At 63.7% G+C, this 19,149-nt stretch carries 13 protein-coding genes; 4 read left to right on the top strand and 9 right to left on the bottom strand.

The window, feature by feature from the left end; genetic code table 11:
- Positions 1 to 75: 75 nt before the first annotated feature.
- A complete protein-coding gene (gene tilS, locus SALLO_RS0102980; protein WP_051141268.1) occupies positions 76 to 1,494 on the bottom strand; it encodes a tRNA lysidine(34) synthetase TilS in 1,419 nt (472 codons plus the stop codon).
- A gap of 276 nt (positions 1,495 to 1,770) precedes the next feature.
- Between tilS and SALLO_RS0102975 the strand changes: the two genes are divergently transcribed.
- Positions 1,771 to 3,453, top strand: a complete 1,683-nt coding sequence (locus SALLO_RS0102975) for an Eco57I restriction-modification methylase domain-containing protein (RefSeq protein ID WP_084696120.1) — start codon at positions 1,771 to 1,773, stop codon at positions 3,451 to 3,453.
- A gap of 69 nt (positions 3,454 to 3,522) precedes the next feature.
- Entirely contained in the window at positions 3,523 to 4,278 is a 756-nt protein-coding gene (locus tag SALLO_RS0102970) for a PaeR7I family type II restriction endonuclease (protein ID WP_022834838.1), read from the top strand.
- A 171-nt stretch (positions 4,279 to 4,449) separates the two neighbouring features.
- Here SALLO_RS0102970 and SALLO_RS0102965 read toward each other — a convergent pair whose 3' ends face one another.
- On the bottom strand, positions 4,450 to 5,937 hold the full coding sequence (locus SALLO_RS0102965) for an aldehyde dehydrogenase family protein (protein WP_022834837.1): 1,488 nt from the start codon (positions 5,935 to 5,937) through the stop codon (positions 4,450 to 4,452).
- Between the two features lie 846 nt (positions 5,938 to 6,783).
- On the opposite strand from SALLO_RS0102965, the gene SALLO_RS0102955 reads away from it, so the two are divergent.
- Entirely contained in the window at positions 6,784 to 7,698 is a 915-nt protein-coding gene (locus SALLO_RS0102955; RefSeq protein ID WP_022834835.1) for a DMT family transporter, read from the top strand.
- Positions 7,699 to 7,827: 129 nt separating this feature from the next.
- On the opposite strand, the gene nadA is transcribed toward SALLO_RS0102955, so the two are convergent.
- From nadA to SALLO_RS0102940, 3 genes are all read right to left on the bottom strand, one after another.
- Positions 7,828 to 8,820, bottom strand: a complete 993-nt coding sequence (gene nadA / locus SALLO_RS0102950) for a quinolinate synthase NadA (RefSeq protein ID WP_022834834.1) — start codon at positions 8,818 to 8,820, stop codon at positions 7,828 to 7,830.
- Between the two features lie 72 nt (positions 8,821 to 8,892).
- Positions 8,893 to 9,606 (bottom strand): ABC transporter ATP-binding protein, encoded by a 714-nt coding sequence (locus SALLO_RS14775; RefSeq protein WP_022834833.1) that lies wholly within the window; start codon positions 9,604 to 9,606, stop codon positions 8,893 to 8,895.
- A gap of 38 nt (positions 9,607 to 9,644) precedes the next feature.
- Positions 9,645 to 11,558: an ATP-binding cassette domain-containing protein gene (locus SALLO_RS0102940; RefSeq protein WP_022834832.1), complete on the bottom strand. Its 1,914-nt coding sequence runs from the start codon at positions 11,556 to 11,558 to the stop codon at positions 9,645 to 9,647.
- A 128-nt stretch (positions 11,559 to 11,686) separates the two neighbouring features.
- Here SALLO_RS0102940 and SALLO_RS0102935 point away from each other — a divergent pair, with 128 nt between their 5' ends.
- Entirely contained in the window at positions 11,687 to 12,823 is a 1,137-nt protein-coding gene (locus SALLO_RS0102935; protein WP_022834831.1) for a glycosyltransferase, read from the top strand.
- On the opposite strand, the gene SALLO_RS0102930 is transcribed toward SALLO_RS0102935, so the two are convergent.
- The 4 genes from SALLO_RS0102930 to SALLO_RS0102915 form a co-directional block, all read right to left on the bottom strand.
- Complete coding sequence (locus tag SALLO_RS0102930) at positions 12,796 to 13,968, bottom strand: glycosyltransferase (protein WP_028566831.1); 1,173 nt, start codon at positions 13,966 to 13,968, stop codon at positions 12,796 to 12,798. The two genes, SALLO_RS0102935 and SALLO_RS0102930, sit on opposite strands and share 28 nt — an antisense overlap.
- Before the next feature lie 3 nt (positions 13,969 to 13,971).
- Positions 13,972 to 15,951: a S9 family peptidase gene (locus SALLO_RS0102925; protein WP_028566830.1), complete on the bottom strand. Its 1,980-nt coding sequence runs from the start codon at positions 15,949 to 15,951 to the stop codon at positions 13,972 to 13,974.
- Between the two features lie 137 nt (positions 15,952 to 16,088).
- Entirely contained in the window at positions 16,089 to 17,969 is a 1,881-nt protein-coding gene (locus tag SALLO_RS0102920) for a hypothetical protein (RefSeq protein WP_022834830.1), read from the bottom strand.
- On the bottom strand, positions 17,966 to 18,973 hold the full coding sequence (locus SALLO_RS0102915) for a T9SS type A sorting domain-containing protein (protein WP_084696117.1): 1,008 nt from the start codon (positions 18,971 to 18,973) through the stop codon (positions 17,966 to 17,968). The genes SALLO_RS0102920 and SALLO_RS0102915 overlap by 4 nt, the downstream gene beginning before the upstream one ends.
- Positions 18,974 to 19,149: the final 176 nt, after the last annotated feature.

The following is a 19,149-nucleotide window of genomic DNA, read 5'->3' as shown; positions in this document are numbered from 1 at the left end:
GCATGCTGCTAATGAGAGAAACTCGAAGCCGTGGACCAACAACGTAGGGCGATGCCCGGAGGAATGCACGTCGTCCTATCGTTTTTCATCGGGGTGGAACGTGATGCGCACGCAGCGGCGGGTGTGTGGGCGGACGCGCACGGCATGGTTCAGGCGATAGCCCACCACCCACACAATTTTTTCTTCATCGCACAGCACGAGCACCCCGTCGCGCCGGTGCGACGGCACCTTCATGTCTGTTAACAGGTCGCTGACGCGCTTATGCCCGTCGGCCATGCCCAGCGGCTGCAGCCGATCGCCCTCTTGCCACGTGCGCACGGTGAGCGCCCCGCTGAGGGCATCGGCATCGGCATGCGCGATGAGGGGCGTGGTCATTTGGAGCGTGTCGGGCGGCGCGCCGCGTTCTTCCACCAGCAGACGGCCGTGCGGAAGCTCGATGGCCGTATCGAAGGGCACCGGGCGGGCTGAGAGGCGCGCGGGCACCGCATCGTGCGGCACAAAGTAGAGCCCTTCGCGCTCGCGCCACACCATCCCCGCCCCAAAGTCGACGTGGCGCCCCACCTGCGCATCAACCAGTTCCTCGATCGTTTCTGCGGTTTCGGTGGCGTACGGGGCCTGCGGAAGCGCCGTGCGGAGCGCCTCCAGGATGAGACGATGACGCCACACCGTGGGCTGTCCGCGCAGGGCCTCTAGGGCCAGCCAGCCGCCATCGGGGCGATCGTCGTAATGCTTCTGGAAGCGGGCGCGCAGCGCCGGCTGCAGCGTCTCGACCAGGTAGTCGCGCAGCAGCTCGGCCGCGTGGGCGATGTGGCCGCGGGCACCGGGAAACGACTGTTGGATGCGCGGCAGCAGCTGATTGCGCACGGTGCCGCGGGCATACTTCGTGGTCTCGTTGGAGGGGTCGGTGCGCCAGTTGATGCCTTGCGACGTGGCATACGCCTCGATGTCTTCCCGCGAGAGCTCCAGGAGCGGGCGCACCAGGTGGCGTTCGGCATCGTGCTTGAGTGGGCGGCGGGGCGGCATGCCCGCGAGGCCCTCTACGCCCGCGCCCCGAAACAGCTGCAACAGAAAGGTTTCGGCTTGATCGAAGCGATGATGCGCCACCGCCACCACCGGGGCGTCCGTCTGCTGGGCCAGATCCGTCATGAACGCGTAGCGGATGTCGCGGGCGGCGTCCTGAATGCTGGTGTCTTGGTGTTTGGCCCACTGCTTGACGTTGGAGCGCGTGACGTGGCACGGCACCGCGGGCGTTTGGCTCGCGCACCAGTTGCGCACGAACGTTTCGTCGCCATCGGCGCCGTCGCGCAGGCCGTAGTTGACGTGCGCCACCACGATGCTGTAGCCCAGGTGCAGCAGGACATGGGCGAGGACCATGGAGTCGACCCCGCCGCTAACGCCCACGACCACGCGCGCGCCGTCGGGGATGAGCTGGTGCGCGTCGATGTACCGCACGACGTGCGTCTCCAGTTCGGACGTCGTCGTGGCAGTACGCATCGGTACGAAGTGAAACTAAACGTGAATAAATGCAGCCGGCAGGGTGAACGGGGTGTACGCTATACCGTCGCCCCCCGCAACCGGTCCTGGGTCCCTCCCCAAGCGCGGACAGCCGTCAAGATAGAGCGCGCGCCATCACTTTTTCAAGCGGGCGCCGCGGGCTGCAGGGCCATCGCACCAATCCTTGCCGAGCCGCATCAGAGGTGGGTACTTGTAAAACGATCCAAGATGTGGCATACTGTGAAATGCTTTAGGGAAGCAATCATCTGACAACGCATGGCTCAGGCACGCCTCGGCTTGAAACGACCGCGCATCGTCCAGCAGGCGGTCAATGACTTGGCTACAGCGAGTAATGAAGACCGAGGTGCGATTTTGACGCGCCCCGAAGTGGTACGGTTCATTTTGGACTTGGCCGGATACACCACCGACCAAAATCTGTGCTCGTTTCGGCTGCTGGATCCGTCGTGTGGCCATGGTGCGTTCGTGTGCGAGGCTGTGAGCCGCCTCCTCACCTCGGGACAACCTGCCGTTGAGCAGATTGAAGGCGCAATTCGTGCAGTTGAGCTGAACGATGCGTCGTACCGGCGCACGCGCAAACGTCTTCACGACTTGCTTTCAAATGCGGACATCGATCCGGCGGGCATAGACCATCTGCTTGACGCTTGGGTGACTCAAGACGACTTCTTGCTTGCCGATATCGAAGGGCCTTTTACCCACGTGGTCGGCAATCCGCCCTACATTCGCCATGAGCAGATCCCAGACGTCCTGACGGCGGCGTACAAGCAGCGCTACGATTGCATTCAGGGCCGGGCGGACCTCTATGTCCCATTTATTGAACGCGGGCTAGACCTGTTAAGCGCCGATGGCCAGCTTGCTTACATCTGCCCGGATCGATGGGTCAAAAACGCATATGGCAAAGGCCTGCGCCGACGCATCGACCGAGCATTTCATGTCTCAGCCTTTGTGGATATGACGGGCACCGCGGCCTTTGCACAAAAAGCCACAGCCTATCCCAGCATTTTCCTGATCGAACGGGCGCGGTCGTCCTCTGCATCAACAAGCATTGTTCGCCGCCCCGCGATCGATGACTTGACCGCTTTGGTGGCACCGTTGCGTCAGCAAAAAAAGAACGCCCGGGTCCACGTCCTTCCTCGTGTGACCGATGACGACCAACCGTGGCTGTTGGATCGTCCAGAGGAGGTGGCGATTCTGCGTGGAATCGAGGAGCGGTTTCCGACAATTGAAGACATCGGATGCAAGGTTGGGATAGGGGTTGCCACCGGAGCAGATGATATTTTTGTTCGCCAATCACTACCCGTGGAAGGGTCCCGTCAACTGCCCGTGGTGAAGACTGCTGACATCCAAGAGGGGAAGCTTGATTGGGGGGGCTATCATGTCCTCAACTTATTCAACACAGATGGCAGCCTGGTAGACCTTTCCGAGTATCCGAAGTTGGCGGTATATCTCAAGAAGCACGAGGAGCGGATTCGTAATCGCTACATCGCCCGAAAATATCCCGACCAATGGTATCGTACGATTGACAAGATCCACACAGCACTTCTGAAGCGACCCAAGCTGCTCATCCCCGACATCAAGGGAGAAGCCGCTGTGGCCTATGATCCGGGCTCTCTCTATCCGCATCACAATGTCTATTATGTGGTCTCGGACGACTGGGATCTGCAGGCACTGCAAGCTGTGCTTCGATCGACGATTGCCGAGTTCTTCATTGCCATCTATTCGGTCTGGATGCGGGGCAATTACTTGCGTTTTCAGGCCCAGTATCTGCGCCGCATTCGCGTGCCCCGTTGGGACGACGTGTCGCGTACGATGCGTGACCGTCTGCGTGAGGCCGCTCGGCAAGATCAATCGGCCTGCGATACGGTCACGTTTGACTTATTTGGACTCTCTGATCGCGAGGCAGCGGTTATTCGTGCTGCAGTGGGCGACGTAAAGTCGTAGTCGATTGTCTTGGCTATTTCTGAATGACTGGCACGGCACTTTATAGCACGTCTGAAAATTACATCGCTTATGGCATTGGACCTAGCTAATTACGAAGCTCGTGCGGAGGAAGCCGTCCGTCTTTTCTGGGAGACGCGTGGAAAGGCGCGTGCAGCGCAGGAGGAACGAAGAACGGTTTCCGATCGGGGCAACCGTGCGGCTGTCACTGCTGGCAAGAACATGGATGGCTTTATTGGCCTGATCAAGCAGATCGTAATAGCCAATGGCCTTGGCCCAGGGGCTATTTACAGCGGCGCTGAGACTGAGACGGCCCATCGTCATGTGACCTTGCCTGGATTCTATCGACCCGTAAAAGACTGGGATTTCCTGGTAATCCACAAGAACCAGCTGGTGGCCGCCCTGGAATTCAAATCACAGATTGGCCCCTCTTTTGGCAACAACTTTAACAATCGATGCGAAGAGGCAATCGGTATGGCCTCTGATTTATGGGTAGCATACCGCGAGGGCACATTCGGAGACATTCCGCGGCCGTTTTTGGGATACATCATGCTACTGGAGGATGATGAGGGTTCGCGCCGACCGGTATCGATTCGTTCCGAACACTTTGATACCCTCGAAGTGTTCGAGAATGCAAGCTATGCTAAGCGCTATGATGTTATGCTTCGGCATCTTATGCAGGAACGCCTGTATGATGCCGGCACGCTTCTCCTATCGTCTAAAGAAGAAGGGCCGAGTGGCATCTACACCGAGTTGGGTCCACCGACCGGCCTTAAGCGCCTGGTCAGCGGATTGGCTGGTCATGTGGCCACTTCCTCAGTAACCTGAGGTTTTCAACCCCGTCCTCTTGTGGGTTGTGCTGTACTGCTTCTGTGAAATCCTCGATGCAACGACAATTCCGGGCTTTCCGCAGCTCGCTAGAGGATAGAGCAGAAACGGTACACGCGGGCCATCGGCTCCCCCGACCGCCCGCGCGCTACCCGTGCCGCCCTGCCCGAATCAGTCGTCTACGTTGTCCATCTGGGCTTTTTGGAGCTCGCCCGAGAAGTCGACGTACACGGTTTTCCATTCGGTGAAGAAGTCGAACACCGTCCAGCCGCCGTCGCGGTGCCCGTTGCCCGTCTCCTTCACGCCGCCGAAGGGCATGTGCGCCTCGGCCCCGATGGTCGGGCCGTTGACGTACGTGATGCCGGCCTCCAGGTCGTGCATGGCCCGGAAGCTGTGCCGCACGTTCTCGGTGTAGATGCTCGACGACAACCCGTAGCGCGTGTTGTTCGCCACGTCGACGGCCTCTTCATAGGACGACACCTTAAAGACGGAGAGCACCGGGCCGAAGATTTCTTCTTGCGCGATGGTCATCGCTGGCGTCACGTCGGTGAACACCGTGGGCGCAAAGAAGAAACCGTTGTCGCGGCCGTCGCCCGTCACCCGCGATCCGCCCAGGGCGAGCGTTGCGCCTTCTTCCTGCCCGACGGCCACATAGTGCTGCACCTTTTGCAGCGCCCCCTCGTTGATGAGCGGGCCGACGTCGATGCCGTCGGTGCGGCCGTCGCCCAGCGTGAGCGCCTGTGCTGCTTCGGTAAGCATGTCGACGAACGTGTCGTGGATGGCCTCGTGCAGGATGAGCCGGCTCGTGGCCGTGCAGCGCTGGCCGGTGGTGCCAAAGGCGCCCCACAGCACGCCCTCCAGGGCCAGGTCGAGGTCGGCGTCGTCCATGACGATCATCGGGTTCTTGCCGCCCATCTCCAGCGATACGCGCTTGTTGGTGCGCCCGCACACTTCGCCGATGGCCTTGCCCGTTTCCGAGGAGCCGGTGAACGAGATGGCGTCGACGTCGTCGTGCGCCACGAGGTGTTGCCCGGCCGGGCCCCCGCCATGCACCAGGTTGATGACGCCGTCCGGCACGCCGGCGTCGTGCAAAATCTCCACGAGCAGCACGCCGCAGTGGGGCGACTCTTCGCTGGGCTTGTACACCATCGTGTTGCCGGCCGCGAGCGCCGGGAAGATCTTCCACGTGGGCACGGCCACCGGAAAGTTCCACGCCGTGATGATGCCACACACGCCCACGGGCCGCCGAATGGCCATGTTAAACTTGTCCGGCAGCTCGCTCGGCACGGTGTGCCCAAAGAGGCGGCGCGTCTCGCTGGCCGCGTAGTACGCCGTGTCGATGGCTTCCTGCACGTCGCCCTTCGTCTCGGCCACGGTTTTGCCCATCTCGCGCGTCATGGCCTGGGCCAACGCGGCCTTCCGCTCGGTGAGCAGGTCGCCGATGCGCCGCAAGATCGTGCCCCGCTGGGGCGCGGGCGTTGCGCGCCAATCCGGCAGTGCCGCCCGCGCGGCCGCCACCGCGCGGTCTACGTCTGCTGCGCCAGAGGCCGGAAACGTGCCAATGGTATCGGTGGTGTCGGCCGGATTTGTGCTCGTAAAGGTGTCGCCGGTGGCGGCATCTACCCAAGCACCGTCGATACAGTTCTGAAACGTAGACATACAAGCAGGAGACATTTGTGAACGTGGGCGTGACGTAAAAGCGCTTTCAAAGTAGCCGACAGGCGCGCCGCTTTGCAAGCCCCCCGAACGAAGGTCTGTCAAAACTCAGGAGCTGTCTGAAATCCTCTGTCGAGTCTGCGTACACGCCGACGGTTCGAACCGCCCTTCGGACGGCGTTGTCCCCGGGCAATCGCATCAATCGTGCCGGCTCGCGCCGACGCCGCTCAGGGGTGATTTGTAAAGGGGTGACGACATGCCTCGGCAGCAAGAGCCGCCGGGGGTTCAGATGGTTGTTCGGATTCATTCGGGCATCTGCACGCTCAACGTCCGGAAAAGCAATTCCTTTCTTGTCATCGCGAGGAATGAGCGGACGCGAAGGACGCGGGGGCCGGACTCCATGTACGGGCAAAGGCGCCCCATTGCGGAGATTGCGCTTCCAGCATGACCTAAAGGCCCCACCTACGGCATGACCTAAAGCCCCCACGCTCACTTCGTTCGCTCGCAATGACAAGAGGGGGAAATGCAGAAACGATACGTTGATGGTTCAAGTGGCTGTTCGGACGGGTTTCACCAACTGCACGCCCAACGCACAAAAAAGCAATACGCTTCTTGTCATCGCGAGGAATGAACGCACGTGAATGACGTGGGGGCCGAAGGTCATATCTATGATGGGGCCGGAGGTCATGCCCCTGGTGAGATCTCCATGTGCGCGCAGGGGCGAATCAATGAGCGTTTTCCTGCTTGTTTGACATGCGGCATGCGGCATGGCAGCTGGCCGCTTCCTACATTGCCGGGGCAGCCTATTGCTGCGCATCCCCACGCATCCAACGGCAACGATCGCTCCTTATGAAACGCACGGATTGGCTCTCGGACGCGTCGCTTCTTGCCACCGTGTGCATCTGGGGCGCAAACTTTCCCATCTTGAAGGCGGCCCTCGCGGTGATGCACCCGCACGCCATCAACGTCTTCCGCTTCCTCATTGCGGCGGTCGTGCTGGGCGCGCTGTACGTGTGGAAGCGCCCGGCCGACGAGTCGTTTACGGCGCCGCTCCGGTCGCACGGCTACCGCATTGCCGGGTTGGGCCTGCTGGGCTACGTGGTGTATCAGGTTTTCTTCATCATTGGCGTACACAACACCACGGCCGGTAGCGCGGCCCTCATCCTGGCCTCGGCGCCGCTGTGGACGGCCCTCGTGGGGCGCGTGTTCGGGTACGAGACGCTCCGTCCGGGGCAGTGGATCGGGCTGGTGTGCTCGCTGGTCGGCACGGCGCTCGTCATCATTGCGGGCGCAAACGATGTGGGCCTCGGGGCGGGCAGCCTCTACGGCAACCTCATGATGCTCGCCGGGGCCATGCTCTGGGGCAGCTACACGGGCCTCAACAAGTCCGTGGTCGACGACGTCTCGCCCGTGGCCACGGCGTTTTGGGGCATTGTCGTGGCGCTGCCGTTCCTGGTGGCGGTGGGCGTGCCGTACCTGCCGGCCGTGGAGTGGGCCGCCGTGGGGCCGTGGACGTGGGCTGCGGTGGTGTACTCGGGCGCGCTCTCCATCGGGTTGGCGTTTGCCATCTGGACGACCGCCGTGCGCAACGTGGGGGCGTCCAACACTGCGGTCTACAACAACCTCGTGCCGTTTGTGGCGCTCATCGGCGGCGCGGTCTTTCTGGAAGAGCCCATCCACGCGCTGCAAATTGGCGGCGGCGTCCTGATTATTGTGGGCCTCGTGCTCATGCGCCGCCTGCGCCCCAACAAAACGGCGGCGTAGCAGCGGGCCATAGGAGCTCCGTGCAACGTGTCATGGCGCCTACGCCGCTCTCACCAGTTGCGTGCGCGAGCCTTCGAATGGGCCATGATCTGAACGGAGCAATGACGTGCCACCGCGGGGACGACCGGCCTATTTCACCCCCTGGCTCAACTCCAGCATCCGCTCGATGGGCTGTAGCGCCTCGCGGCGCAACTGCTCCTCCATCGTAATTTCCGGCTGCTCATGCTTCAGGCACAGGTACAGCTTCTCCAGCGTATTCAGGCGCATGTGCGGGCACTGGCTGCAGTTGCATCCGCTCTCGGGCGGCGCCGGAATGAGATTGTTGTCCGGGCAGTCTTTCGCCATCTGGTGCAAGATGCCCTCCTCGGTGGCCACTATGAACGCGGCCGGACCGTTCTCGCGGGCGTAGCGCCGGATCTGGCTCGTGGACCCCACAAAGTCGGCGTGCTGCAACACCGCGTCGCGGCACTCCGGATGCGCGAGCACCTCGGCATCGGGGTGTCGCGTCTTGAGGCGCAGGATCCGCTTTTCGCTAAACGTCTCGTGTACGATGCATACGCCGTCCCACAGCACCATGTCGCGGCCCGTCTCCTTGATCAGGTACTCGCCCAGGTTGCGATCGGGGGCAAACAGGATCGGCTGATCGTCCGGCACCTGGTTGATGATGTGCGCCGCGCTGGACGACGTGCAGATGATGTCGGAGAGCGCCTTCACCGCCGCCGAGCTGTTGACGTACGTGATGACCGTGTGATCGGGGTACTGCGCGCAGAAGTCGGCAAACGCCTCGGGCGGACACGTGTCGGCCAGCGAGCACCCGGCGTTTAGGTCGGGCAGCAGCACCTTCTTCTCCGGATTCAAGATCTTGGCTGACTCGGCCATGAAGTGCACGCCCGAGAAGACGATGATCTCGGCATCAGTGGCGGCCGCCTCGCGCGCGAGACCCAGCGAGTCGCCCACGTAGTCGGCCAGGTCTTGGATGGCCGCCTCCTGATAGTAATGCGCCAGCAGGAGGGCGTTTTTCTCCGCTTTGAGGTCCTGGATGGCGTCAACGAGGTTCAGCGTAGGGTCAACCGGCTCGTCGACAAAGCCAAGGGCCGGATCAAGCGTAGCTGTTGCAGGCATAAGAGGGAGCAAAAGTACCGATGGACTGAATCGTTGTGTGATATGCCCGCCCCGGGCCGATGTTGCAGCCGGCTACGCGCCGGCCGAGGCCGAAGATGCGGGAGCGTTGCGGTGCAAGGTGCCGTACACAAGATGCAGCGTGCGCCCCGCGATGCCCGCCAGGCTCGCGTTATGCGTCACAATGACGAACGTTTGATCGAGCTCGCGGCGCAGCCGCTGAATTTCGGCATGCAGCGGCTCGGCCGTGCGGGCGTCCAGGTTGCCGGTGGGTTCGTCCATGAGCACCACATCCGGCGCGTTCATGAGGGCACGCGCCACGGCCACACGCTGCTTTTCGCCGCCCGACAGCTGCTGCGGCCGGTGCGACGCCCGCTCGGATAACCCCAGCAGATCGAGCAGCTCGCGCGCCCGCCCTTCCACCGACGCCAACGCCCGCTGCTGGATGAGCGCCGGCATGGCCACGTTCTCCAGCGCGGTAAATTCCGGCAGCAAGTGGTGAAACTGAAAAACAAATCCAATCGACCGATTGCGGAAGGCCGCCAGCGCCTCGTCATCTTTCGTAAAGAGGTCGTTGCCGCGGAAGGTAACCGTGCCGCTGGTCGGCCGGTCCAGCGCGCCCAGCAGGTGCAGCAGGGTCGACTTCCCCGATCCGCTCTCGCCAACAATCGACACAATTTCGCCGGTGCGCACCTGCAGCGATACGCCCGAAAGCACCTCCAGCGGCTCATCGCCGCCGGTGTCGTACTGCTTCACGAGGTCCTTCGCTTCCAGTAGAAGATCGGCCATAGGCGTAGCGGAATATCAGTTGGTGAATCGAACCCGGCTCACGACGCCCGCTTGTCTTCGAGCGTCGCCCAGCGGTCGTAGGCGTCCTCAATGGCCTGCGCCAACGCATCCAGACGCTTCGAGGCGTCGGTGATGGCCGCCGCCTCCTGGTCATAAAACGCCGGATCGGCCATCTCCTCCTCCAGCGCGGCTTTTTCGTCCTCCAGCGCCTCAATCTTTTCCGGCAGGGCCGCCAGCTCCTTGCTCTCGTTGTAATGCAAGCTCTTCGTTTGCTTCTTGGGCTTGGCCGGTGCGGAAGCGGTGCGGGCCGCGGCCGACGATCCATCGCCCCCATCGCCTGCAGGCGTGGGGTCCGGACGCTGCCGCAGGTAATCGTCGTAGCCGCCGGGGTACTGCCCCACCTGCCCGTCGCCTTCCAGCGCCAGCGTGCGGGTCACCACGTTGTTGATGAACGTGCGGTCGTGGCTAACCAGCAGGAGCGTGCCCGGATAGTTCGTCAGCACGTCCTCCAGTAGCTCCAGCGTCTCGATGTCGAGGTCGTTGGTGGGCTCGTCAAGCACCAGCAGGTTCGAGGGCCGCGTAAACAGGCGCGCTAGCAGCAGGCGGTTCCGCTCGCCGCCCGACAGGTAGCGCACCTCGGTGCGGGCACGCTCGGGCGTAAACAGGAAGTCCTGCAGGTAGCTGATGATGTGCCGCTCCTGGCCGTTGATCGTTACCTGATCGCCCAGCCCCTGCGTGATGTTGTCGCGCACCGTGGCATCGGGGTCGAGCTGCGCGCGGTGCTGATCGAAGTAGGCCACCTGCAACTTGGTGCCGTGGCGCACCGATCCGGCATCCGGGGCGCGCTCTTTCAGCAGAAGTTCGATGAGGGTTGTCTTGCCGGATCCGTTGGGGCCCAGCAGCCCGATGCGCTCGCCGCGCTCAATGATCGTATCGAAGTCATCCACGATGGGGGTGTCGGCGTCGTACGCAAACGAGAGCCCCTCCACCTCGATCACCTTTTCGCCGGAGCGCTGCGCGGTGCTCACCGAAAAGTCGACGGTGCCCGTTTCCGATCGGCGGTTGCGGGCCTTCGCGCGCATCTCCTGCAGGCGCCGCACCCGGCCCATGTTGCGCGTGCGCCGGGCTTTTACGCCCTGCCGAATCCATTCTTCTTCCTTGGCCAGCTCTTTCTCGAACTGTTCTTGTTCGCGTGCCTCCACATGCAGCAGGTGCTCTTTGCGCTCGCGGAATTCCTCGTAGCCGCAGTTGAAGTCGAGCAAGCGCCCCTGCTCAATTTCCACCACGCGCTGCGCCGTGCGTTGCAGAAAGCGCCGGTCGTGGGTTACAAACAGGAGCGCGCCCTCAAAACGGGCGAAGAAGTCCTCCAGCCACCGGATGGCGTTGAAGTCGAGGTGGTTGGTGGGCTCGTCCAGCAACAGCAGGTCGGGGCGCTGCACGAGGGCACGGGCCAGCAGCACGCGCCGCTTTTGTCCGCCCGAGAGCGGCGCAAAGGGCGCATCGGCCGCGAGGTCCATGCGCGACAGGGTCTTCTCGACCTGCGTTTGCAGCTGCCACGCATCGGCAGCATCCAGCTGACTTTGCAGCTCCCCCAGCGCGTTGATGTGGGCCTCGGTGGGATCTTCGGCCACGTTGCGGCTCGCCCGGTGGTAGCGTTGCAGCAACGTGCCCTCCCGATCGAGCCCGCCCGCGACGACGTCAAACACGGAGCCTTCGGCATCGGGCACGCGCTGCTCCAGGTAGGCCACGCGCACCGCACCGCTTGTTTCGATGGTGCCCTCGTCGGGCGTGAGCTGTCCGCTGATGATTTTGAGGAGGGTCGACTTGCCGCAGCCGTTGCGACCCAGCAGCCCGATGCGCTCGCCCCGGTCGATGGTGAGCGAGAGGCCGTCGAGCAACGGATGGTCGCCGCCAAAGCGGTGACGAATGTCGCGGAGGGTGAGAAGCGGCATGGCAGCACAAGGTCAGGAACGAGATACAGCGTACGTTTACAAGCGCGCTGCGGGCGGGTGTTCGGGAAGGTTTGGGGGAAACGACGCCCACAGAACCACCGGCGCGCACGAATCGTTCGGACCGGCGCATGGTCCCCATCCACCCCACGGCACGCATGGCCCACGTCGTCCACCTTACCACCGTGCACCACGTGCACGACCCCCGCATCCTGCACCGCGAACTCAAGACGTTACAAGCGGCCGGGCATCGGGTGGTGCTGGTGGGCCCGCACGAGCGCCACGAGCGGATTGACGGCGTGCCGGTGCGGGCGTTGCCGCGGACGTCGGGCCGCTACCGACGCCTCGTACTGCAAGCGCCGGCCTTCCGCGCGGCCCGCGCAGAAAACGCCGACGTCTACCACATCCACGACCCCGAGCTCATCCCGCTCGCGTATATCCTCAAACACGTGACAGGCGCGGCCGTCATCTACGACATGCACGAAAATTACCGCACGAAGGGCGGGGCCGAGGGCCGCCTCGTACGCGGACTGGAGCGCTGGTGCTTCCGCTGGGTCGATCACGTCCTTCTCGCCGAACGCGGCTACCGGCCCATCCTGTCCGGCACCCCAACGCCACACACCGTGGTCGAAAACTATTTTCAGCCGCCAACCGCCACGCCCCCGCCGCCGCATCCGTACACCGCCGACCGCCCGCTACGGCTGGTGTGCTCGGGCGTCCTCACCGCGCGGCGCGGCCTGTTTGAGCTGTTGGAGCTCGTCCAGCGATGCGCCGCAACCGGCACGGACTGCCAGATTCGCCTCGTGGGATGGGCGCCCATCGCAGCGGAGCGCACAGCGGCGTTGCGCCAATTGGACGCGCATTCCGAGTGGCCGATCGCGTGGATCGGGCGCGGCCGGTACGTGAACCATCGCACGATTCAGGAGCAGTTGCGCTGGGCCGATGCGGGCCTTGCGCTGTACGACAATCATCCCAACTTTGCCTGCTCATACCCAACCAAGTTCTACGAGTACATGCACTATGGCCTGCCCATCTTGTACAGCGACTTGCCGCTTTGGCGCACGTTCATGGAACGGCATGGCTGCGGCGTGGCGGTGCCGGTGGGCGACATAGACGCGCTGCTAGCCGCCGTGCAGCGGTGGCAGGCGTCGCCCGATCGGTGGGCCAAGCTGTCCGAAGCCGCGCGGCACGCCGCCCCCTCTTTCTACTGGGAGCAGATGGGCGAGCGCCTGCTGACAGCTTACGACGCCGTGCTCACGCGCCGGTAGCAGTCCGTGAGCCGTCGGGCGATGGCGGAGGCTCCGTACGTGTCCGCGGCTGCCCGACGAATCGCTGCGGGGTCGTACGATGCGGCGGTGGTGCGCATCTCTTGCAGTGCCGCAGCCAGCGCCTCCGGCTGCTGGGGCGGTACGAGGAGCCCGTTGGCGTCTGTTACGATGTCCTCGGGGCCGCCGCAGGTTGTTGCAATAACGGGCATACCCGTCGCCAGGGCTTCGATGAGCACCACGCCAAAGGTCTCGCTGTGGCTGGGCAGCACAAACGCGTGGGCGCGCCACAGCCCATCGCGCACGGCGCCCCGGGTGAGGGCACCGGGAAACGCCACGTGATGTTCAATGCCCAACCTGCGCGCTTGCGCTTTTAGGGCCTGCGCCTCGGGCCCGTCGCCGCCTATCACCAGACGGGTATCGCGGCGGGTGCCAAAGGCGCGCGCAAACGCATCCAACAGGTCGTGCATGCCCTTGCGCTCGTGGAGGTGCCCCAGCGCAAAAAACGTGAAGGGGCCGGAGGGGCGCGGCGTCGGCGGGCGCGTGAAGAACGAGGTGTCGACCATGTTGGGCAGCACGTCCACCGCCTCCGGTGCCACCCAGCCGCGCGCCACGATCGCATCGCGCAGCGCGGAGCTCACGGCAAAGGCCTGCGCGGCCGTCTGTAGGCCGTACGCAGCCCGCGCGGCGGCCCGCTTGGAGACATGGGCAGACGGCAAGAACTTGGTGAAGTGCTCCGTCACCACGTGCGGCACCTCCAGGCGGGCCCCGATGTCGGCAGCGGCGGCAGCGGCCCAGCGTGCGCTGTGGGCATGCAGCACGTCGGGGCGGCCGAAGCGACGCACGTACCGGCGGGCCAGACGCCGCGCGTGGGCGATGCGTACGTCGTGCCGGCGGTCGTAGCGCCACCAGACGTTCCAGCCGTGGTAGCGCACCGTGGGCAGCCCCTCCTCGACGCGCACCACCGTCTGAAAGTGGTGCCGATAGAACGCGGCCGGCGTCCAGCGACGCAGGCTCTGTTGCTCCGGGTACACCACCCCCACGCGGTGCCCGGCGCGCTGCAGCGCCTGCGCCTGATCGACAAAGTACAACCCGTCGTGCGGCAGCTCGGCCGTTGGATACCACGACGGCACCAGCAAAACGTGCATACGCTACCGGCTCAGGTGCGTGTCAAACCAGTCCAGGATGCGCGGCGTCACGCCCATCAGCAGCTTGGGCTCGCGCGGGCCGTGCGGCGTACGCGGCAGCAAGATGAGCTCGGTGGGCACGCCCACGCCCTTCAGCGCACGGTACATCTCGATGCCCTGACTGGTCGGCACGCGGTCGTCTTCCATGCCGTGGATGATTTGTGTGGGCGTCTCGGCCTGATCGATCCGGTAGAGCGCCGAGTGCTTCTCATACGTCGCATAATCCTCCCAAAACGGACCGCCCATGTGGGCCTTCAGGTATTGCGGGATGTCCGTCGTGCCCACCATGCTGATCAGGTTGGGCAGGCCCGCGCCCATGCTGGCGGCCTTGAAGCGGTTGGTGCGGGTGATCGCGAAGCTCGTCATGTAGCCGCCGTAGCTCCAGCCCATCAGCGCAAGGCTGTCGGGGTGCGCCACGCCCTGTTCGATGACCGCGTCGGCGCCCGCCATGATGTCGTCGAAGTCGCCGTAGCCCCAGTCCTTGATGTTGGCGTACCGAAACGCCTTGCCGTAGCCCGTGCTGCCGCGCGGGTTGGGCCGAAGGACCGCGTAGCCGTGCTGCGCAAACACCTGCGTCATGTAGATGTCGGGGCCGCCGGTGAACGAGCGGCTGTGCACGCCCGCGGGGCCGCCGTGCACCTGCACCACGAGCGGCACGCGCTCGCCCGGCGTGTAGCCGACGGGGTAGGTGAGCAGTCCCTCGATGGGCATGTCGCCGGGGCCCGTCCACGAGAGGGCCTCGGTGCGGCCCATGGGCGGCTGCGGCACCTCGGCGTTGATGCGCGAGAGCTGTCGCCGCTCGGTTCCCCCCACGGCGCGCGCGTACACCTCGGGCGGCGTATCGGAATCCTGAAAGCTGAACGCCATCTGCGTGCCGTCGGCGCTGAATGACACGTCGCCGAACACGCCGTTAGCGGTGGTCACGGGCGTGGGCGCCGCGCCGTTGGTGGGAAGCCGCAGCACGTGCACATTCAGCTCCACCGCCTCCTGGATAAACACCGCATCGGTGCCATCCCAGGCGATGAGATTGGCGTTGCGGTCGGGCGTGTCGGCCAGCTTGCGCGGCTCGCCAGACCCCGCCAGCGGCAGCACGTACACATCCTGCAGCCCCACCGGCTCGGGCTGCCCGCCGTTCGATACAAACGCCAGCGCCTGCCCATTGGGCGCCACGTGCGGATCGGTATCCACCCCGGGGCGCGTAACGAGCGGCGTTACCGCGCCGCTGTCGGCCGGCACCTGCGAGATGTCCTGTTCCACAAAGCCGGTGTTGATCCGCGGATCGGCCTGGTGCGCAAAGACCAGCGCCGCCCCGTCCGGCATCCAATCGAAGCTGTTCACGCTGAACGTGCCGCCCGTGAGGCGCTGCACGGCGCGCGTGGAGTCGTCGTGGGGCGCTACGGTGGTGGTGTAGAGGTGCGTGTACCGAAACTCCTCGCCCACCACGGTCACGTCGCGTTTTGCGCTCTCGCGCGCCTTCTCGGCCTCCGACTTTTCGTCTTGCGCGGTGTACGCGATGCGATCGCCGGATGGGCTCCACTGAAAGGCCTGCACGCCGGTCGGCCGGTCGGTTACGCGGTAGGATGCGCCGCCCTGCACGCGCATCACCCACACCTGCGGCTTGTCCTCGTGAGCGGAGAGGAACGCCAGGTGCGAGCCGTCGGGCGAGAACGCCGGGGCATACGCCGATGCGGTGCCGTACGTGTACTGCACGGCGGACGAGCCGTCGGCGGCGGCGACGTGAATCTGCGAGCGGAACGTCGACGTGTTGTCGTCCATGATGGCCGAACGCACGACATAGGCCACATGCTTCCCCTGGGGCGACACATCGGTGCCCGCGATGCTCTGATACCGCATCGAGAGGGCGGGCGTCCACTGCGCGGCCGGTTGGCCGGTCGCGGGCGCGAGGGTACAGCAGGCAAGAAGAAGCGTGAGGAGCGTGCGCATAAGGGGGCGGGGCGGGGGACACAACATCGAACACCCGTAGTATAGCGCGCATCGCGCCGGACGTCAAGCAACGGCATGTCCCGGGGCCGTTGGCTCAAGCTTGAACGCTGTGGCACAGCCCGTAGGCGGTGGGCGGTTTAGCGACGAACCGGATGAGCGGAACCAGAGGAACGGAAGAAAAAAGGAGATTCGCTTCGTCTACCTAACTTGCTGGCGGAGAACGTGCTGTACGTGATGCGTACCATGAACTCCGCGTCGTTGTTGAAATATGGTTCTCCTTGCGGTGTGAACTCAAACAGCGTGTCGTTAGGCTCGTACTGCACTCCGTTTCTAAACGCAGTGTCATACCCAGTGAATGAACTGTAAATCTCAGATAAAAACGTAGCTTGACCACTTGATGTACTAAAGCTTGCAGTTGAGTTTTCGATGAACCGTCCTCGTGGTCTAACCCCGTTTCCTGGTGGCCCTTCTTCTATACGGGTTATGAGTGCGTTATTCCGGTCCTCGTAGATTTGTTCGAGTGGGTCGAACGTCAGTCGTTTCGCGTCGCTCGTTGGGACTGGTATGATTTTTCGTATGTCTGCGTATGCTTTTCGTGCGCGGTCGAAGAATGCTTGGCTCTGCCCGGCGTCGTAGAGGTAGACTTTGTCTTCGTCGAGGCCTTCCAGGCTCGTCCACCGTTTCGTCCTCCCTCCGTTGAGGTGGGGGAAGTACTCGCCGTAGACGCTGTATCCTTCAGGGCTTGTCTTGGGGATGACGCGGACTTCGTAGCTCGTGTCGATGTTGTCTGCGGGGAACTCGATGTTCTCGTTCCCATTCGTCGCGTTCCCAGCCGTTCCGTTCTTAAAATCTGGACTCCGCGTGTTTTTGTCGTAGTTGCTCTGGTAGTCGGGTTCGGGCGCGAACTCCGTTCGGGCTGCCCCTGTGATGGTGAGGTCCGGTGCGTCTTCACTCCCAGTGCGGTTGAGCATCCACGTGCTGATGTAGTCGTCGTCGCTCATCGTGACGCGCAGGGAGTCTGTGAGTCGAGTCGTGGGAACGGTGACGGTTCCGGAGCCGTCTGTCATATCCGTCGTGTACGTGTCGTCTCCGACGGTGACGCGTAGTTCTTCGAGTGTTCCGGGGGCGTCCCCGGTGTCGTAGAGGTCTTCTCCGACTTCGTGTAGGGAGAAGTCGATCACGTTTTGTTTCGGTGTGAGGACGTCGACGTTTCCGTCGAGGACGCTGTTTGCGACGACGGTGTTGTCCGTTGTCCGCATGGGGTCGTTGTCGACGATGGTCATGTCGTCTCGGAGGGTGAGGTGTGAGATCGTGCTTGAGCCGTCGGTGACGAGTACGCCGCTTGCTTCCGGCGCCTGGTTTTCGTTGACGACGACGTTTTCGAGGGTTGCGGTGCCGTCGATATAGAGCCCGCCGCCTTGTTCTGCTTGGTTTTGTTGCACCCATACGTTGTGGAGGTGGCCGCTTTCCACGTCTATGCCGCCGCCGCGTCTGAGCTCGTCGGGTCCGTCTGCGTTTCCGTGTGCGACGCGGACGTTGTCGAGTGTTCCGCCGTTGAGTGTGACGACGGTGTAGCTGTTGTCTGCTGCTCCGACCCCTCCGATTTCTCCGCTGAGCGTGGTGGGGTTTGCGCCGCGTGCGAGGAGGCGGTCTTCAGGGTTGGTTTCGGTTCCGGTGAATCGTCCGTGGATGGAGACGCCGCTTGGCACGGTGAACGTTGCGGTGCGGTCGCCGAGTTCGACGTTGTTTCCTTCGTCTGGGGTGTATGTGCCTTCTGCGACGTAGATTGCGTCGGTCCCATTGGTTTGTTCTGCTTCGCTGAGCGCGTCTTGGAGCGAGGTGTATGCGTCTCCCCAGTTGTTTCCGTTGTTTGCGCCTTGTGCGTCTTCGTCGACGTAGTGCGTGTGTTGCGCGTTTGTTTGTTGTCTGTGTTGTTGTGGTTGCTGTGTGCCTCCGAGCGTGGTGAGGGCGGTGATGCCTGCGAGGAGGTAGGTGAGGGGGGTGTTTGCTTTGTTCATTGCACTATCGTCAGTCGTTCGGTGGCCGTGCGCCCGTCTTCGTAGGTGAGGTGGAGGAAGTACTGCCCGCTGCTTACCGCTGGCAGATGCACCGTTTGTTGCGTTTGTCCTTCCGCGATGCGCACATCGTCCACACGATGCACGCGCTGCCCGAGCAGGTTGTAGATGGTGAGATCCGCCGTGCCCTGTCGCAGCGCCTCGATGGCGAGCGTCACGCGCCCCGTGCTCGGGTTGGGATAGGCGGTGACGGTGTTGCCGGCCGCGACGCGCTCCAGCGTGATGGCCTCGGTATACGTCGCTGCGCCGTCGGCATCCACCTGGCGGAGCCGGTAGCGGAGGGGGGCCGCGCCCGGAGAAACGCGAAGCACCGCGCGGTAGGACTGGGGCTGGTTGGTAGACCCGGCGCCGGGCACGCGCTTCAGGCGCTCCCAGCCCTCCTTTGTTTTGCGTTGGATGGCAAAGTACGCGTTGTTCGTTTCGCTGAGGGTGCGCCACGCCACGCGGACTTCGTCGTCGCCGGGGCCCGGCGCGTTGGGGGCATAGCGCACGCTAAACGACGCAAGCTCAACGGGCAGCGCGTCGCTGTGCGACTCGAAGGCTCCAAGGTCGCGGTCGGCAGGGTCGCCGGTTTCTTGCAGGGTCGAGCTATCGACGAAGGGTTGCTCGTTGAGCGCCACCGGAAGCGCCGTGTACGCCGGTTCGGCGGCATCCAGGAGGGGGCTGCCCTGTGTTTTGTCGCCACGGAAGTCGTCGTCGAGGGTCCCGAGGGTGCCGTCTGCGCCGCTGGGGTTGTAGAACGCGGGGGGGGCGACGACGGTGTTGGTTGCGGTGCCCGGAAGGGCGTTCTTCGCCACGTTGGTGTCGAACGTCTGCGCGCGGGTGGTGGCGACGCCCAGCAGGCCCGCGCCCAGCAGGGCCATCCACGCCACGACACGCGCGAGCGCCCGGAATCTGCGCGAGCTGCCCTGTGGCCTTCGGTGATGCGACGTGCGGAAATACGACATGCTGTGCTGGCTCTGTGTGTGCGCGTTAGAACTGATTCGACCGATGCAATGGATGATCCACGGTGCGTGAACTCACGTGCGCCGGGGATTTTATTCACAACATAATCTAGCCCATCGACGAGAAAAGATGCAAGTTTTGCGTGTACCCGCAGCAGGGTTTGCTCGTTCGTGGAGAT

It is taken from the genome of Salisaeta longa DSM 21114 (assembly GCF_000419585.1).
In the GTDB taxonomy this organism is placed as follows: Bacteria; Bacteroidota; Rhodothermia; order Rhodothermales; family Salinibacteraceae; genus Salisaeta; species Salisaeta longa.
This window is presented reverse-complemented; position numbering and strand designations above follow the sequence as displayed.

Excerpts from the sequence above, each read along its gene's own strand:
- SALLO_RS0102970 (WP_022834838.1), top strand. The coding sequence starts at position 3,523 with ATGGCATTGGACCTAGCTAATTACGAAGCTCGTGCGGAGGAAGCCGTC.
- SALLO_RS0102955 (WP_022834835.1), top strand. The coding sequence starts at position 6,784 with ATGAAACGCACGGATTGGCTCTCGGACGCGTCGCTTCTTGCCACCGTG.
- SALLO_RS0102940 (WP_022834832.1), bottom strand. The coding sequence starts at position 11,558 with ATGCCGCTTCTCACCCTCCGCGACATTCGTCACCGCTTTGGCGGCGAC.
- SALLO_RS0102975 (WP_084696120.1), top strand. The coding sequence starts at position 1,771 with ATGGCTCAGGCACGCCTCGGCTTGAAACGACCGCGCATCGTCCAGCAG.
- SALLO_RS0102930 (WP_028566831.1), bottom strand. The coding sequence starts at position 13,968 with ATGCACGTTTTGCTGGTGCCGTCGTGGTATCCAACGGCCGAGCTGCCG.
- SALLO_RS0102920 (WP_022834830.1), bottom strand. The coding sequence starts at position 17,969 with ATGAACAAAGCAAACACCCCCCTCACCTACCTCCTCGCAGGCATCACC.
- tilS (WP_051141268.1), bottom strand. The coding sequence starts at position 1,494 with ATGCGTACTGCCACGACGACGTCCGAACTGGAGACGCACGTCGTGCGG.
- SALLO_RS14775 (WP_022834833.1), bottom strand. The coding sequence starts at position 9,606 with ATGGCCGATCTTCTACTGGAAGCGAAGGACCTCGTGAAGCAGTACGAC.
- SALLO_RS0102925 (WP_028566830.1), bottom strand. The coding sequence starts at position 15,951 with ATGCGCACGCTCCTCACGCTTCTTCTTGCCTGCTGTACCCTCGCGCCC.
- nadA (WP_022834834.1), bottom strand. The coding sequence starts at position 8,820 with ATGCCTGCAACAGCTACGCTTGATCCGGCCCTTGGCTTTGTCGACGAG.
- SALLO_RS0102935 (WP_022834831.1), top strand. The coding sequence starts at position 11,687 with ATGGTCCCCATCCACCCCACGGCACGCATGGCCCACGTCGTCCACCTT.
- SALLO_RS0102915 (WP_084696117.1), bottom strand. The coding sequence starts at position 18,973 with ATGTCGTATTTCCGCACGTCGCATCACCGAAGGCCACAGGGCAGCTCG.
- SALLO_RS0102965 (WP_022834837.1), bottom strand. The coding sequence starts at position 5,937 with ATGTCTACGTTTCAGAACTGTATCGACGGTGCTTGGGTAGATGCCGCC.